Annotated in this window: 9 protein-coding genes and 2 pseudogenes; 6 read left to right on the top strand and 5 right to left on the bottom strand. The window is 57.6% G+C overall.

Going from position 1 to position 15,460, the window contains the following annotated elements:
* Positions 1 to 436 precede the first annotated feature (436 nt).
* From queC to AC0NIE_RS32815, 5 genes and pseudogenes are all read right to left on the bottom strand, one after another.
* A pseudogene (gene queC, locus AC0NIE_RS32835) lies at positions 437 to 1,225 on the bottom strand (7-cyano-7-deazaguanine synthase QueC).
* Between the two features lie 4 nt (positions 1,226 to 1,229).
* Complete coding sequence (gene queD / locus AC0NIE_RS32830) at positions 1,230 to 1,583, bottom strand: 6-carboxytetrahydropterin synthase QueD (protein ID WP_473489739.1); 354 nt, start codon at positions 1,581 to 1,583, stop codon at positions 1,230 to 1,232.
* On the bottom strand, positions 1,580 to 2,215 hold the full coding sequence (gene queE / locus AC0NIE_RS32825; protein ID WP_473489738.1) for a 7-carboxy-7-deazaguanine synthase: 636 nt from the start codon (positions 2,213 to 2,215) through the stop codon (positions 1,580 to 1,582). The genes queD and queE overlap by 4 nt, the downstream gene beginning before the upstream one ends.
* A gap of 235 nt (positions 2,216 to 2,450) precedes the next feature.
* Positions 2,451 to 2,912: an iron-sulfur cluster assembly scaffold protein gene (locus AC0NIE_RS32820; protein ID WP_473489737.1), complete on the bottom strand. Its 462-nt coding sequence runs from the start codon at positions 2,910 to 2,912 to the stop codon at positions 2,451 to 2,453.
* A gap of 26 nt (positions 2,913 to 2,938) precedes the next feature.
* Positions 2,939 to 3,259 carry a HesB/IscA family protein gene (locus AC0NIE_RS32815; protein ID WP_473489736.1) on the bottom strand — a complete coding sequence of 107 codons (321 nt, stop codon included), beginning with the start codon at positions 3,257 to 3,259 and terminating at the stop codon, positions 2,939 to 2,941.
* 995 nt (positions 3,260 to 4,254) lie between these two features.
* Between AC0NIE_RS32815 and ectB the strand changes: the two genes are divergently transcribed.
* From ectB to AC0NIE_RS32785, 6 genes and pseudogenes are all read left to right on the top strand, one after another.
* On the top strand, positions 4,255 to 5,514 hold the full coding sequence (ectB, locus tag AC0NIE_RS32810) for a diaminobutyrate--2-oxoglutarate transaminase (RefSeq protein WP_473489735.1): 1,260 nt from the start codon (positions 4,255 to 4,257) through the stop codon (positions 5,512 to 5,514).
* Positions 5,504 to 6,346: a 2OG-Fe(II)-dependent halogenase WelO5 family protein gene (locus AC0NIE_RS32805; protein WP_473489734.1), complete on the top strand. Its 843-nt coding sequence runs from the start codon at positions 5,504 to 5,506 to the stop codon at positions 6,344 to 6,346. Before ectB ends, AC0NIE_RS32805 begins: the two co-directional genes overlap by 11 nt.
* Positions 6,347 to 6,504: 158 nt before the next feature.
* Positions 6,505 to 7,017 carry a GNAT family N-acetyltransferase gene (locus tag AC0NIE_RS32800; protein WP_473489733.1) on the top strand — a complete coding sequence of 171 codons (513 nt, stop codon included), beginning with the start codon at positions 6,505 to 6,507 and terminating at the stop codon, positions 7,015 to 7,017.
* Positions 7,018 to 7,140: 123 nt separating this feature from the next.
* Positions 7,141 to 7,245: pseudogene (locus AC0NIE_RS32795) on the top strand (transposase domain-containing protein); the annotation flags it as partial.
* Between the two features lie 437 nt (positions 7,246 to 7,682).
* Positions 7,683 to 14,972 (top strand): SDR family NAD(P)-dependent oxidoreductase, encoded by a 7,290-nt coding sequence (locus tag AC0NIE_RS32790; protein ID WP_473489732.1) that lies wholly within the window; start codon positions 7,683 to 7,685, stop codon positions 14,970 to 14,972.
* Entirely contained in the window at positions 14,969 to 15,298 is a 330-nt protein-coding gene (locus AC0NIE_RS32785; protein WP_473489731.1) for a hypothetical protein, read from the top strand. Before AC0NIE_RS32790 ends, AC0NIE_RS32785 begins: the two co-directional genes overlap by 4 nt.
* Positions 15,299 to 15,460 lie beyond the last annotated feature (162 nt).

Raw genomic sequence — 15,460 nt, 5'->3', positions numbered from 1 at the left:
GACCCGCGTCGCTGCCGCCGCGCGACAGGCGCAGAACGGCTCTTTCCCGTCGCTCCGGTTCGATCCTCTCCATCGTTAGCCGCGAGGTCATCCAGATCGAACATGAGCTCCCATTGGGGATCCGCGTCCATGTAGGCGGCAAAAGTGGTCCGGCGCCACAGCCCGCGCTTATTTCCGGCATCTTACCAGAAATTGTAAAGGTACTGACCGCGGCGCGTGACCAGGGGAACCCTGTCGGGACAGTCGGAAATCGCTGTCGGTCCGCCCGGTGGCGCTCGGACTGCGCTCCACCGAAGTGCTTCAGGGTCTTTGCCGACTGGCCGGCGGTCCATGCAAGTGCACGTTCACCTTCTACATCTTCAAGCAAAAGATTGGGGGTCATCGTCGGGTGCATTCAGCGTTGGACGGAAATCGAATTCGTTCATGGCCGAACGACCTAAGGAATGAAAGTGGAATGGCTTCCGTCTGCTCGGGAGCGCTCAGTGTTTGCGGCGGTTTCATGTGCGGCCACGGGTGCCTCTTTGCAGAATCGGAATTGCTCCCATCCTGCTGCGCGAAGATTACATTCGACGCAGGTCCCGCAACCGAAACCCCAGCTATGTCTATGCTCGCGGTTTCCGCTATAGCAGGTGTGGCTTGCTTCACAGATGAGCTCCACTAGCGCCTCGCCGCCCAACCAATCGGCCAGCGCCCAGGTCTGCGCTTTGTCGAGCCGCATGAGGGGTGTGTGAATGACGAAACGCGTTTCCATTGCAAGGTTCAGGGCAAGTTGCATCGCTTTAATTGCGTCATCTCGACAATCCGGGTAGCTGAAACGATCCGTCTCGGACACGCCGATCACGAGGTGTTTCGCGCCCACCCTGTAAGCTATCGCGGCCGCAAATCCGAGGAACAGAAGGTTGCGGCCGGGCACGAAGGTATTTGTTAGACCATTCGCGTTCAATGCGATCTCGACGTCGCGCGTGAGCGCGGTATCACTGATTTGGCCGAGCACGGCCATGTCAATCATGTGGTCCTCGCCTATTCGACCACGCCAGGCCGGAAAGTCTGTTCGAATGCGCTCGATCAAGTAAGGCCGCACATCGAGCTCGATCCGATGCCGCTGCCCATAGTCGAAGCCGATTGTCTCGACGCGCTCGAAGTTCTCCAGCGCCTAAGCCAGGCAGGTTGTCGAATCCTGGCCGCCGGAGAAAAGGACGAGTGCGGTTCCCGGACCTCGTTGCATCGGGTCAACCCTCGTATTCAGCCCAACACTGCGGTGTCTCATAGACTGTCACCGAGCACATTTGGCCAAGAAGCGGCTTGGTTTGGTTCCAGGTCCAGACCGCAGTGTTTTCCGCTGTCGGATTGTCGAGACCCTCAACCTCATTCAGATACTGATGGTCGAGACGTTGCAGAAGCGGTCCGAACACAGCCTCGACATCGAAGAAATCGATGACAAAGCCTGTGTCTGGATCGACGGGCCCTTCCAGACACAGTTCTACACGGTATGAGTGGCCATGCATGCGGTGACAGCGGTGGGTCTCTGGCACGCGCGGAAGACGGTGCGCTGCCTCGAAGGTGAAAGCTTGCGTAATTTTCATGGGATCCCGAGAAGCTTGTGGGTTTGCAGGCTCAAGCGCCAACGTGGGTTGGTAAGACAATAGGCCACTGCGGCGGCTGTATTCGCATCGCGCTCGGGCCCATCCATCGGCTGAAGCAAAAGGTGCTCAAACGCGAGAACTTCGAAACGTGCTGGCTCCTCGCCAATCTGAGGATATACAAGCTTTAGCTCGTCCCCTGCCATGACCACGAGGCGTGCATTGCATTTAGGACTGACGCACAGCCAGTCGATGCCGTCGGGTGTGGGGATGGTACCGTTGGTCTCCACGGCAATTTCAAACGCCAAGGAATGCAGCGCTTCCAGGAGTTCTTCATCGATCTGGAGAAGGGGTTCCCCTCCGGTGAGCACGACAAGACGCTGCCCAGTTCCCGACCCGCGCCAGGCTTGCTCGACCGCCAACACAAGCTCCCGTGCGGTGGCAAAATGTCCGCCACCGGGGCCATCTATCCCAACGAAATCGGTGTCGCAGAATCCGCAGAATGCGCTTTCCCGGTCGCCTTCACGTCCCGACCAAAGGTTACAGCCGGCGAAACGACAAAATATGGCAGCCCGCCCGGCATTTCGTCCTTCACCTTGAAGGGTGTAGAAAATTTCCTTGACGGCATATGACATTGCTTAAGCGGCCTTCGAGTGAGCAAGGGAGCATCTCTGCTGGCTTACGAGACACGGCAATAGGTGGGAAATCTCCACTGCAGGTTTTGCAGGTCGTTCCACCTTCGAGGGTCGTTACCGAAAACCCACTCGCCCGAACTCCTTGCAGAATTAGGTCTCAGTGGGAGGAAGGCTGCGGGGAAGGCCTCTCGATCCTCGAAGCCTATCACCTCGAGAAACGCCTCGATCACATCGCTCATGCCGATGATGCCTTGACGAGGACGAGGCGTGAGAATCCTGGCGTCTCCTCGAAAGCCTGCCTCACAGCACGGAAGAACTCGCTCATCAGCCGCAAGCCGCGTTCCAGGATGAGGCGGTCGAGCGATGAGTATGTCGTGTGCGGCGGCAGGGCGCCGAGAAAATCCGCCATGTCTTGATCGGTGATCTGAAGGGCTACATCGATGGTCTTGCCGACGATGAATTCGGCAAGCGGCGAGGAAGCGGTTATGTCCAAGCCGCGGCCGAAGGTCTGGAACATTGCGGCGGAGATCGTCTGCGTCTTACGGTCGAAAGCCATCGTCAATTTAAGCCCATCGCCGTAGGCTACGGCGCCGACCTCGCCGGCCGCTTTGGGGATGTCCAAAGCGCCGACATTGTTCGGGTTGATGAAATACACCTTGTCGCTGATGAGGTAGACGTTGTCGGTGTCACCCCGCATGGCTCCGCTCCTTGTCGTTACGGCGGCTAGCCGAAGGACTTGCCGCAGGCACATTTGTCCCGCGCATTGGGATTGTCGAAAACAAAGCCCGAGGACTCCAGGTCCGTGACAAAGTCAACGGTCATGCCGGCGAGATGGGGCTGGGAGCTTGCGTCGACGAACACCTTGACCCCATCCGTCTCCATGACGGCATCCCCTTCGCGCGAGACGCTTTCCAGACCCATCAGATATTTGAGGCCGGCGCAGCCGCCCGCCTCGACCATGATGCGAAAGCCTTCCGCCGGTTCATCTGCGCGGGAAAGCTCGGCCTTAACGGCGGCGACGGCGTTTTCAGTGAGTGTGATCATGGGACTATTTTCTTGCTGATGCGTTCGCAAGCCACGCTGCACAGAACGTGCCAGCGAGGAAAATTCGATTAAAACCTCGGGTTAGCGGATTTGGCACCCTGTCTTACATCCAACAATTGTCGGATGTCGGACAGAGTGAAACCTTGTGTACAAAAAGCGGCATCGGACAAATCGCCAGTGTCGTCGCCTGAGCTAGCGTTTCGATCATATGAATGTGGACCGGTGTAAGGATGGGAACTCTTGGTCGTGCTGCGGTCCAAAAGCCGCGCCATCTTCACCACACGGCGCGGTGGCGAACACCGGGTGGTCGATAGCCGCGTCGATCGCGCCTTCTCGAAGCAGGCGCCGTCTGCGTCGGCTCTTGGCTGCCGAACACCACTCGCCTGCTCGGCCGTGGCCTGTAGGTGCGGCCGCCATTTCGCGAGGGCCGACTGAGGCATTCTATGAAGCGTGAGGGTAGGCCAAGACGCGCCCAGGGAACAGCGCAATCACGGCCAGGGCGGTCACGGCCACGATTAGAGGCCGCGGTCAGTTCCGCTTCTGTTGCCAATTCGCGGTCTGGCTCGTCCGCGTTCTAAAAAGAAACTCGAGCGAGCACCGGTCTCGCCGTCACATCGAAGGAAAGAAATCGCTATCTGCCACAGCTACTCGTCGGCAAGGATCCCGTCACGACCGACCTAGAGAAATACCAAAGCATCGTGGTTGCAGCCATGCTGGAAAAACCGGTACGGTTATGTTAGTGACACTCGCCAACAACGCCGCCGATAGCGTTGCCGCAAAGCGGGTACTGACTGTCAGGCTACCGCTACCCAAAGCGTTGCAACAGATTCGTCAAACAACTTTATAGACTCTTTGCGAATCCAAGTCGCCGACCATGGTACGTTCGCTTTAGGTCCGAAATTGGCCGACCCTAATCGTCGAAGTCAATGGGTTGGATGCGTAAACATAGAACCTGCAGCGTTGATCTCGCGAGCCGAATACAGAGAGGCCCTTTAATGGATATCGACGTTTTCGAAACTTATGAGTCTAACGTTCGTCGCTATGGACGATCGTTTCCAACAGTCTTTAAAAAGTCACTTGGGGCGACAATCTGGGACGAGTCCGGCAAACCATACATTGATTTCCTTGTTGGGTCCGGTGCGCTCAACTACGGTCATAATAACCCAGATATTATTGCGCCGGCAATTAAATATCTCACCGATAAAAATATTATTTTGTCGCTTGATATGTATACAGCTGCAAAGCGTGAGTTCATCGAAGTGTTTGTCGAGTCGATCCTGAAGCCCCGGGGCCTTTCTTACAAGATACAGTTTCCTGGGCCGACCGGGACAAACGCTAACGAAGCGGCGTTGGCGCTGGCGCGAAAATATACCGGCCGCTCGAGTGTCATGGCCTTCACAAATTCGTACCATGGCATGTCGCTTGGCTCCTTGGCGGTATCGGGTTCAGCGTCAACCAGACAGCTTGGCGGCGTTGCTCGCCACGATGTGATTCGTATCCCTTACGAGAACTATCCGAACCAAACTTTCGATTCCGCGAGCTACATTGATCACTTGTTGAGCGACCCAGGCAGCGGCATAGAAAAGCCGGCCGCAATTATCGTGGAGCCCATCCAGGCAGAAGGCGGCATGAACACCGCATCCGCACCATGGCTCTCAGAAATTCAGCGCATCTGCCGCAAGCATGACGTTGTTTTCATCGTCGATGACATTCAGGCAGGTTCGGGACGAACGGGCGATTTCTTCTCATTCGAGTTCGCGAAAATCGAGCCCGACATCGTGTGTCTATCGAAATCGCTAAGCGGTTCAGGCAATCCGTTGTCCATAGTTCTGATTCGCCCCGACATGGACATATGGAATCCTGGAGAACATAGCGGGACCTTTAGAGGCAATAATCTCGCCTTTGTGACTTCCGCGGCCATGTGCAAAATGTGGTCCGATAGGCGGTTTACTACAGCCGTCGAGCGGACGGCCGTTAAACTGCAAGAACACCTTGATCGCCTCGTTGCGAAATTCCCCAAGTGCATCGAACAAAAGCGCGGCCGTGGTCTGATGGCCGGCCTCAAGTGCCGTTCACAGGCCGTTGTTGGCCGTGTGCACGATGTCGCGTTCGAAAACGGGCTGCTGATCGAATCCTCAGGGCCAAATCGCGACGTCATCAAAGTCCTTCCACCGATAACCATCTCAGATGACGAACTCGATGGTGGCATTGCCATCCTCGATCAGGCACTACAGGAGAAAACCAATGGCGACTAACCAAGTATCTCAAACGCCGGCCATCTCGCCTCTTACCATCAAAGAACGAACCGGCTCGATCAGCACTGCGGAGATCATCTCGGTCCTCAAAGGTGAGATCACGGCTCTGCACATCAAGCAAGCCTTCAGCGCCGAAGTAGCCGAGGACATCACCACGAGGTTTTTTGGCAGTCCGGGTCTCAACGAGCGCAAAGATGGCGTCCCCGGACAATATGTCGGCGCATCCCACTACAGGAAGGATGCAGCCACCTATTTCGAGGAGGCGGAAAATGCGCGGCCGCACGTTGACGCCCTTTTTGGCAATTTAGTTGACCCGGTCCGAGCCCTATTCGACGCGTTGAAGCGCGAGCTTCACAAACAGGGCGTTGAATTGCGGCTAGCCCGTTCAGAACATGGCCAGGCCAATGTTTGTCGCGGTCTCAGTTGGTCTGGCAGCGGCATGTTTTCCTTGGACCCCCACGACGATGTCGCTCAAGTGTTACGTGCTGGGAACGATTACGAGGTTTCTGCGGTGGCCCACAACACCGTCGCAGCACTAAACTTTTATCCCAGCATGCCTGAGGAAGGTGGAAATTTGAGGCTATGGAGTCACAAGCCGACAGTCGCAGATCGGAAGTCGCAGGGTGTGGAGACCACGGGATATCCCTACTCCGCAGCTTATCTCGAGGCCGTGCCTAGTCGCGAAATCCAGCTCAAGGCCGGGGACATCGCACTAATCGACGGCGGTTTCGTTCACGGGGTCACCGGTCAATCAGGTAATGGAAAGCGTCGTCTGGTGCTGAACAGCTTTTTCGGGTTTGCGCGGCCGGATCTCGTTCTCTGGTGGACTTAGCATCGGGCCCGCGGCGGGCCGCTGTCTTCCGCCGGGCAGGCATCACATCCTTCGTAACCTGCTGCTGCGCCGCAGCGTGACGCCGAGAACCTCCAAGCCGCCGGAACTTGAACCCGCCAGGCGGTTCATACTAAGCGAGCACTGAGCGATTGGATCCAATGTGCGACCATCCAGAAACAATAACTTTGAGGCGGGCCGCCGCCGCCGACATCCCATTCATCATGCGCACGGAGCGGCTGGAAGGATACGACGCGCTGGTAGGTCGCTGGGAGGAAACTAAACATATGGAAGCTCTTGCGGATTCGCGTTATGCCTACTTTGTGTCCGAGGCATACGGAACGCCGCTCGGCTTCGCCATACTGCGCGATTGGGCTTCGCCCGAAAACGCAACGCTTATAGAGCGCGTTGCTGTCGCCGAGCCGGGCAGGGGACTCGGTAGGGCAATGATGCGCGCCGTAGTAGATGCGGCGTTCACCGAAACTGACGTCCACAGGCTCTGGATTTGCTGCTTCCCCGACAATCTCAGGGCGCGGCGCAGCTACGAGGCCGTTGGCTTTGTTGCAGAAGGCGTGGCGCGTAGCAGCGCCTTCTTCCGGGGCGCGCATCGCGACGAGCTGGTCCTGTCGCTACTGAGGCCGGAATGGGATGTGCGGGCGCGCAGGAATTCCTGAACGCCCTTTGAGAATGAGAACTATGCCGAGTGTCAACGACTGGGCTGCGTCCAAAATGGCAGGAAAAGCACGCTCTGACCGCCATGGCGAAAGAGGCGCTCGGCATAGCGACGGTCGGCATAGACCTGCAAGCTCAACGGTGTCGAGCCGCTCGGTTATCTCGCCGATGTCCTCAGCAGGATCATCAACGGCCAGCCCAACACCCAGATCGACGATCTCCTGCCTTGGCCTACGTCACAAAGCCAGACCTCAAGGCCGTGGCCTGAGAACGGCGGTTACAAAAATAGATTGAGCGAACTGAGAGTTCTCACAAACCCCTGCCGCTGACCGCAGCGATCAACGAGCGCCGATCTTGGCCGAGACAAGCAGCAGGCGTTTTGGCGGCCGCGGTGCTAACTTGCAGCCGGTATCAGACTCAGGATCATTTTGAAATAGCTTGTGCCGCCCTTGACCGCCAATCAACAGTAAACTGGATGAATCTGAATTATTATAGAAAACACGCCTCAATAGAACCTTCTTGAAACCGCGCCATAACCTAAGCTTCACGAATATTCTCTTTCTGCATTCACCTGACATTGCTATGTTCTCTTGACTCGTGGATGGCAGATGAAGCGCCTTGGGTTTCAACGGTGGAAAGATTAATCACAGTGGAGGTGGTTTGAGAAATGGAACAAATTTGCGAGCAAGCCGCAGCATTGCTGGACATCGTAAAGGGCTCACTTGACCCATCGTATCGGATATTCTGCTTCCCGCATGGTGGTGGCAGCGTCCAATCGTTCCGTACTTGGTCTGACTATCTCCCCGAAGACGTTGAGCTGATTTGCCTGGATCTTCCCGGGCGCGGCAAACGGTCGGCCGAGACCGTAATCCGCAGCATGGACGTACTGGTGCCCTTGGTCACTGAGGCGCTCCGCGGGTACGGCGATCTGCCTTTTGTTTTCTTCGGTCATAGCGTCGGTGCGCTCGTGGCTTACGAGATCGCCCGCTCCCTGGAGAAGGCCGGTCGGCCATCTCCCTTCCATGTTGTCGTGTCTGCTCACCCATCAGCGGATGTGCCGGTGGAGGGGCCGCCCATGTATAGATACGCGGATGACAAATTAACCGATGTGGTCCGGCGCCTTGGCATGGTCCCTGAGGAAGCGCTGACAAATGATGAACTCCTGCATAACTTCATTTTGCCGCCGCTGCGGGCTGACTTCGAACTTGCGGACACTTACGACCGGAATTTGCCGACACCTCTCACCGCGGCAATCACCGCAATGGGGGGAGTTCGGGACGAAATGTTCAATGCCAATGACCTGGATGAATGGCGTCGGCTCACGACGTCGCGCTTCGCCCGGATTATGTTTGATGGAGATCATTTTTACACCCATTCCATGACGGCGGAAGTGGTGTCTACCCTCCTGCGTGAAGTTGGGGAAGTAAAGGCACAGCTCCCAGCCTCCATTCGATTTGGCGAGGTCCTACCCTATCCCGAACTACCTCTGCATGATCAATTCCGTAAACAAGCGGCCCTCAATCCGGACGCCCCTGCCGTCGTCTCCGAGAGTCGGAGCTTGACGTTTAGTGAGCTCGATCACCTGAGCGAGATTCTATCCAGACACCTCTTCGGGCATGGTCAGAGCCGAGGTTCGCGCGTCGGTATCCTGATGGATACTTCACCTGAATACGCCGTCGCATTGTTAGGCATTCTTAAGACCGGGGCGGCCTACGTCGTGCTTGACAAAGCTCAGCCCGTTGCCGCGCTAAAGCGGATGCTTGAGAAGGCATGCGTTGAAATCGTTGTCACCAATAACCGTTTCGCAGCGAACCTTCCACCTGACTGGTCGGGTTTTGCGCTGTCGCTCGACGACGGTTGGGAAGCGGAACTCGGCAAGGCCAGTCCGGCCAATCCCCAAGCAGTGGATCTCGATGCGACGGCCCAGATTGTATTTTCGTCTGGAACGACTGGTGAACCGAAAGGGGTCATCTGCCCCCACCGAAGCGCTGTGCGCTCTTACCAGTGGCGCTATCACGCACTGCCATACACGCCTAATGAGCGCGAAGCGGTTAACCTCTTCCTGGTCTGGGAGATAATGCGGCCGATCCTCGCGGGTATGCCGGCCTATTTGATCCCGGACGACGTTATCTACGATCCGCACCGGCTGGTCGAGTACTTGGAACGAAATCGCATTTCCAGAACATCATTTACCCCTTCGCTGCTGGATGTGCTTCTCGGCAGCGAAGGCCTCGACGTCCGACACCGCCTGCCGGATCTCCGATTGATTTACGTGTCAGGGGAGGTGTTAACAGCAGCGTTGCTGGCGCGTGTGAGGGATGCGCTGCCGCAAGTCAAGATTATCAATCACTACGGCGCAACGGAGGTCCATGATGTCTCGCATGTTGACTTGAACGAGATCGATCCTGCGACAACACAAAAGGTCGTCCCGGTCGGTCCACCTCAGCACAATGTCAGTGTCTACATCCTCGGGGAACAAAGCGACCCCGTACCGCTGGGGTTCCTGGGCGAGGTTTTCGTCGGCGGCGATGCATCGAGTCATGGATATCTCGACAGCCCAGAGATGACACGGGAAAGGTTCTTTCCCGACCCGTTCCGTGCTGATGGCACAATGTTCCGCACTGGCGATCTTGGCCGCATGCTGCCCGGCGGCCAGTTGGAGATTGTCGGGCGCTGCGCATTCATGCTGAAAATCCGAGGTTATAGCGTTGTCCCGGGCTCCGTAGAAGCTGCATTGCTTCGAGATTCCGTCGTCCGCTCCGCCGCCGTTGTGCCAGAGCTCGATCCGACGACCGGTCAGCCTGATCGACTGATCGCCTATGTGGTCTTGCGGAACGGGTGCAAGGGCTGGGAGGCAGCTTTGCGGGCGCACTTGAAGTCTGAGCTGCCGCACTACGCAATTCCGTCAAACTTTATCGCCGTGAGGGAATTGCCCATTGCAGCCAACGGGAAACTTGATCGGTCGCGCCTCCGCAACCTCGCGAAAGAGACGTGCGCTCCAGTGACAGATGCCGACGAGGTCGAATCGGCACTTCGAGCAGCTTGGCGCGACCTTCTTCAGGCAGATGCTGCCGATCCGAATGACAACTTTTTCGACTGCGGCGGACACTCCCTTCTGGCTGCCCGTCTCTGCACGCGGCTTCGTGAGAGTCTGAAGGTGGAGCTCCGCGTCGTGGAGGTCTTTCTCAATCCGACTTTTAAAGAACTCGCGGCTCTTCTCCGCAAGCGCGGCGGCAAGCAGGGCCGTCTTCCCCAAAACCGGAAACTCCCCAAAACACCGCCAGTCTCGGCGGGCAGGGCGAATAGTAAGGCGTTCGAAGGGCGACGAGGCCCCGGTATAGACATTGCGGTGATTGGTATGGCCGCGCGTTTCCCCGGTGCGGAGACAGTCGATGAGCTCTGGCAGAACCTCTGCCAAGGGGTCTGCTCGATCACCCCGCTGCACGAGCAGGAGCTCAAGGCCCGGGGCATTCCGGAGGCTGTCCTGAAGCGCTCCGATTATGTGCGCGTGGGCGCCCATCTCAACGACGTGGGCCTTTTCGATCCGGATTTCTGGAACCTCTCGCGGCGTGAGGCTACGTTAATGGATCCGCAGCATCGCCTGTTCCTCGAATGCTGCTGGAAGGCCCTCGAGTCAGCCGGATATGCGCCAACTCAGCATGAGGGTCGGACCGGGGTATTCGCAGGTTCGTCCCTCCCTCTCTATCTCCTAAACCATTTGAAGGGGGGCGGCCTCATTGATCCCACCAACGCGCCGCTCGCTTTCCTGACGGAGCTCGGCAACGATAAGGACTATCTTGCCTCGCGCGTGTCCTACATGCTGAATCTCGACGGCCCAAGCATTGCGGTGCAAACCGCATGCTCAACTGGGCTGGTGGCAATCGCGGTCGCCACTCAGTCACTCGCGGCTGGCTATTGTGACATGGCGCTGGCGGGCGCGGCGGGCATCACCTTCCCTCAAGCGGGGTATCAGTATGTAGAAGGTTTTATCAATTCCTCGGACGGCGTATGCCACGCCTTTGACGCTGATGGCAGCGGCACGGTGCTCGGAGATGGGGTAGGGGTCGTCGTTCTCAAGCGCCTCGAAGAGGCCCTCGCCGCGGCCGACCCTATCCACGCAGTGATAAAAGGATGTGCCATCAACAACGATGGTGGCACGAAATCCTCCTACTCAGCACCTAGCGCGCGGGGCCAGGCCGCTGTTGTGCGCCAGGCACTTGCCTCCGCGGCACTCGACCCTGAAGACGTGGAATATATCGAGACCCACGGGACCGGCACCAAAATTGGTGATCCAATTGAAGTCCGCGCGCTGGCAGAGGTTTTCGCGGGGCAAGAGGACATGGACAAAACCTGTGCGCTCGGGTCGATCAAACCAAATATCGGCCATGCCGGCGTGGCCGCCGGGGTGGCGGCCTTTATCAAGACGGTTCTCGCCCTTCAGCACGGGGTAATCCCCCCGACAATCAACATTAGACGGCTAAACGAGGACCTCGGTTTGGAGAACACGCCCTTCTTCGTCAATGAGGAACTTAGACCCTGGTCCCGCCCGCAGGGACGCCCACGAACTGCCGGCGTCACTGGCCTCGGTATCGGGGGGACCAACTGCCATGTCGTGCTGCAGGAATGGACTGGCGAGAACGCAAGGGATTGGCCCGGCTCGGTCGAGCGGGGGTCCTATGTCCTTTGTCTAACTGCAAAGACGCCATCGGCGTTAAGCCGGGCCTGCCGGAATATGGCCACGTTTCTGCGGCGCAACAGGGATATCAATCTCGGTGATGTCGCTCACACGCTACGGGTGGCGCGATGCCAGTTCGATCATCGGACGGTCGTTGTGGCGCGCAGCGTGGACATGGCTATCATGAGACTAGAGGAAGAGGCGGATCGCGCAACTAATCGAATCTTTTCCTCGCCCTCGGTTGCGTTCATGCTGCCGGGCGGTGGAGTGCAGCATGCGGGAATGTTCAAGGACCTGTTTGATCACGTGTCGGATTTTCGCCAACCGTTTCTGACTTGTGCCGCGACTAGTCGCTCCATCCTGGATCGTGATCTGGTGTCCCTCGTGTTTGGGGAAAACGACGGCCACTTGGCCGCATCCTTCGAAGAAATCAACGTCATGATCTTCTCCGTACAGTACGCTATGGCAAGTTTGCTGGAAGCGTGTGGGGTGCATCCCGATTTCCTTGTCGGACACAGCATGAGCGAATACGTCGTGGCCACCCTAGCTGGCATTCTGAAACTGGACGACGCACTCGGCCTTATGGCCGCTCGTGGTCGCGCGATGGCAAATCTTGGTGTTGACGGTGCTATGCTTTCGGTCAAATGCAGCCCGGAGGAGGCTGAACGCATTCTCGAGGAGGATGTCTGGCGGGGCCGAGCTGAAGCCGGCGAGATCAGTGTCGGTGTCGTGAATTCCAAAACGAGTATCGTATTCACCGGAAAAAGGGAACTGATTGAAAGGCTTCAGGAGGGGCTCGTAAAAGCAGAGATTCCCAACCAGATCCTCAACACAGCCGGCGTCCCCAGCCATTCTCCGCTAATGAAACCGGCGGCTGTTATTATCGACGCACAGGTCCGGGCGCTCGAGCAGCGAGTACCGGATTTGGCCATCGCTCTGAATTCAGGAGGATATCTGCACCCGGCGAAAGTCCCTCTACCTGAGACCTACTGGAGCAGGCAAGCAAGCGGAATGATCCGATTCGATCGGTCTCTCGAGGCTATCGTCGCGGCGGGCGCTGGCGCAACTGCGCTCATTGACCTTGGCCCCTCGCGCAACCTGGCGCGTTTCGCACATGAAGCAATCGATTCAGCGGATAGTAAGACCAGGATTCCAGCGATCGTCTCAGCCGCGCGCGGGAAGGACGATCTGGAGTTCACCGACCGTCATGTTCTTCTGGAATGTCTTGGGGACCTTTGGTCCTTGGGTGTTGCGGTGGATTGGAAACGAGCCAGTGATCAATTGGAACCGTTCGGTTCTCACCGGCGGATATCTCTTCCGACGTACTCGTTTGATCGTCACCGTTGCTGGCCGGACAGCCAGCCGGCTGGCTTGACGGTTCTGCCGCAGACCGAGGAGCGAGAGCGGCGCAGGGGAGAGGCGTTCATCTATGCGCAGAGTTGGACAGAGAAAATACTTCCCCGCGCGGTTCCCGGGAACGGAAGCACAAAGTCGCTTCGTTGGCTGGTGTTGGCCGATCGGCCGTTTGGCGAGGCAGAGCGTGCGGGAGACAGGCTGGCGAATAGCATCACGCGACAGTTGGAGGATGCGGGTCATGAGGTTGTTCGGGTTTGCCGACGAGCCAAATCCTCGAACCCACCCATGAAGGTCAAAGGGTCTATCATCATGATCGACCCCACCCGAGAGGGCCTGAAGGCGCTCTTCGACGCCGAGATCGCCTCGGGCCGTCCCGTTGATCGGATTCTCTGCCTCTGGCACCTGAGCGGCTGCGCCGAGGCGTCCGGGGACCCGGGCACGGTGCAGACCGATCTTTTGCGCAGCTACGAAGCGATACTCGATTTGGCACGAGTTCTCTCAACACCGACAATCCAGACTCCGGTCGATGTCTGGATTGTTGGTGACCGGATGGTTCAGGTCGGCGAGGAACCTGTGGATCCCGAAAAGGCGTGCGTCTTCGGCCCCGCCATCGTGCTGCCACAGGAGAACCCGATCGTCGATTGTCGGGTTGTGGACCTGAACATTGACGACCCGGGGGTCACCGATCGGCTCGTTGCTGAAATTGGGCGGGACGTGCCAAGTTCGGATGGGGTGGTCGCCCTCCGCGGGAACCGACGGTGGGTGCCCCATTTTCCCGAGATAGCCCTCGCCGCACGAGTTCCCGGTGAGGAGATCCTCCGACCCGAAGGTGTCTATCTTATCACAGGAGCTCTCGGGCGAATCGGACTTTCCTTGACCGAACATCTGGTAAAGTTTGGAGCGACGGTCATCGCGATAACCCGCCGCGCGTTACCCGCCTCTTTGAGTTCAGGTCGGGTTGATCTCCATGAGGATGGCTGGATGCGCCGACTGGCCGCGCTTGAGGATGCGAAGGGCCGAGTGATCCTTCGCCAGGCGGACGTATCTAATTTCGAAAGCTTATCGAGCGTTCTCGACGTTACTATTCGGGAATGCGGCCGGATCGACGGTATCTTCCACGCGGCTACATTATCTGATCCGAAGTTTCTTTCTGAGATAGAGGACACGACCTCTGCCAATGAGTTTGCGTCCAAAGTGATGGGAACACGCAATCTCTATAATGCGGTGAAACGAATTCACTCTACCCACACCCGAGTCCCGGAATTCGTTTTCCTTTTCTCCTCGCTTGCTTCAATTCTCGGCGGACCGGCAACGGCCGCTTATGCGGCGGCGAACAGGTTCATGGACGCCTTTGCAAGCCAAGTGTCAGGCAAACTCGGCATCCGGTGGATCAATTCCAACTGGGATGACTGGGACTACGACTACGGGTGTCAGGTGACTGCCGCATACCAGACATCTCAGGCAAAAGCATTGGCACTCACTCCCGACGAAGGGATCGACATTATTGAGCGCATACTGGCAACCGTCGATAATGGTCAGGCCATCGTAGCCACGCGCCCCTTGCCTGCGCGCATAAGGCAATGGGTCGACCAGATCCGAACAATCACGCCCCACAAGCTGCCGGATGAAAAGAAAATATCTTCGGGCGAAGGAGGCACAAAAGGCAAGGACAACACGCTGGGGGAAGGCGATTCGAGGAACCTCTTCCTTGAAGAAGTCAAGTCGCTTTTGAGCGCAAAAGAATTACGTTTGGACGACAACTTCTTCGACGTCGGTGGAGACAGCCTTCTCGCAACGGCACTTCAAGTTCGTTTGATGAAAAGCGATCGCTGGAGGTCGCCGCGACTGGATGAGATATTCAAGGCAGGGACGTTCGGCGACCTCTATGATCGAATTTCGAGAAACAACGGTCACAAGTCGCAATGACCGCGAAGAACTGGCGCACCATAGCCTGCCTCGCTTCCCCCTCGTCTGGGGAGGACGATGCGGGCGGTTGCTCTTGCCAATTGGAAGACGATAACGGTGAAGTGGACATTGGTGGAGAGGGCCACGCCCGGGTCAATCGTGAGCTTTTTGGGGCCGCCAAGATCGAAGAAGAAACGATCGAACCCTTCATTCTTGAGCTGTTTTATTTCGGACGCAAGGCATCATTCAAGCGCTTGTTCTCTTACGCCCGATTTACCACAAGGTCGCGACGTACGGGCTTCGTGAGTTCAGAACGGACAGTGCCGAGCAGTTACGGCGCGAGGTAGGATTCGCTGCCGCATGAGGATCGGCCCGCGGTCGCGAATAAGCCTAGCGATACCCTTGACAGAGAGGCAGAGCCCAATGGAACAGCGAAACGAACCCATCCTCCCTAACAGTGGGCGAACTGCGACGTCTGTAGCGGAGGCGGTCTCCTCGGGGCTTTGTAT

It is taken from the genome of Mesorhizobium sp. WSM4842, from assembly GCF_055901575.1.
This window is presented reverse-complemented; position numbering and strand designations above follow the sequence as displayed.

What these genes read in the sequence shown, in the direction of transcription:
- queD (WP_473489739.1), bottom strand. Translation starts at nt 1,583, where the DNA reads ATGAAAATTACGCAAGCTTTCACCTTCGAGGCAGCGCACCGTCTTCCG.
- queE (WP_473489738.1), bottom strand. Translation starts at nt 2,215, where the DNA reads ATGTCATATGCCGTCAAGGAAATTTTCTACACCCTTCAAGGTGAAGGA.
- AC0NIE_RS32820 (WP_473489737.1), bottom strand. Translation starts at nt 2,912, where the DNA reads ATGCGGGGTGACACCGACAACGTCTACCTCATCAGCGACAAGGTGTAT.
- AC0NIE_RS32815 (WP_473489736.1), bottom strand. Translation starts at nt 3,259, where the DNA reads ATGATCACACTCACTGAAAACGCCGTCGCCGCCGTTAAGGCCGAGCTT.
- ectB (WP_473489735.1), top strand. Translation starts at nt 4,255, where the DNA reads ATGGATATCGACGTTTTCGAAACTTATGAGTCTAACGTTCGTCGCTAT.
- AC0NIE_RS32805 (WP_473489734.1), top strand. Translation starts at nt 5,504, where the DNA reads ATGGCGACTAACCAAGTATCTCAAACGCCGGCCATCTCGCCTCTTACC.
- AC0NIE_RS32800 (WP_473489733.1), top strand. Translation starts at nt 6,505, where the DNA reads ATGTGCGACCATCCAGAAACAATAACTTTGAGGCGGGCCGCCGCCGCC.
- AC0NIE_RS32790 (WP_473489732.1), top strand. Translation starts at nt 7,683, where the DNA reads ATGGAACAAATTTGCGAGCAAGCCGCAGCATTGCTGGACATCGTAAAG.
- AC0NIE_RS32785 (WP_473489731.1), top strand. Translation starts at nt 14,969, where the DNA reads ATGACCGCGAAGAACTGGCGCACCATAGCCTGCCTCGCTTCCCCCTCG.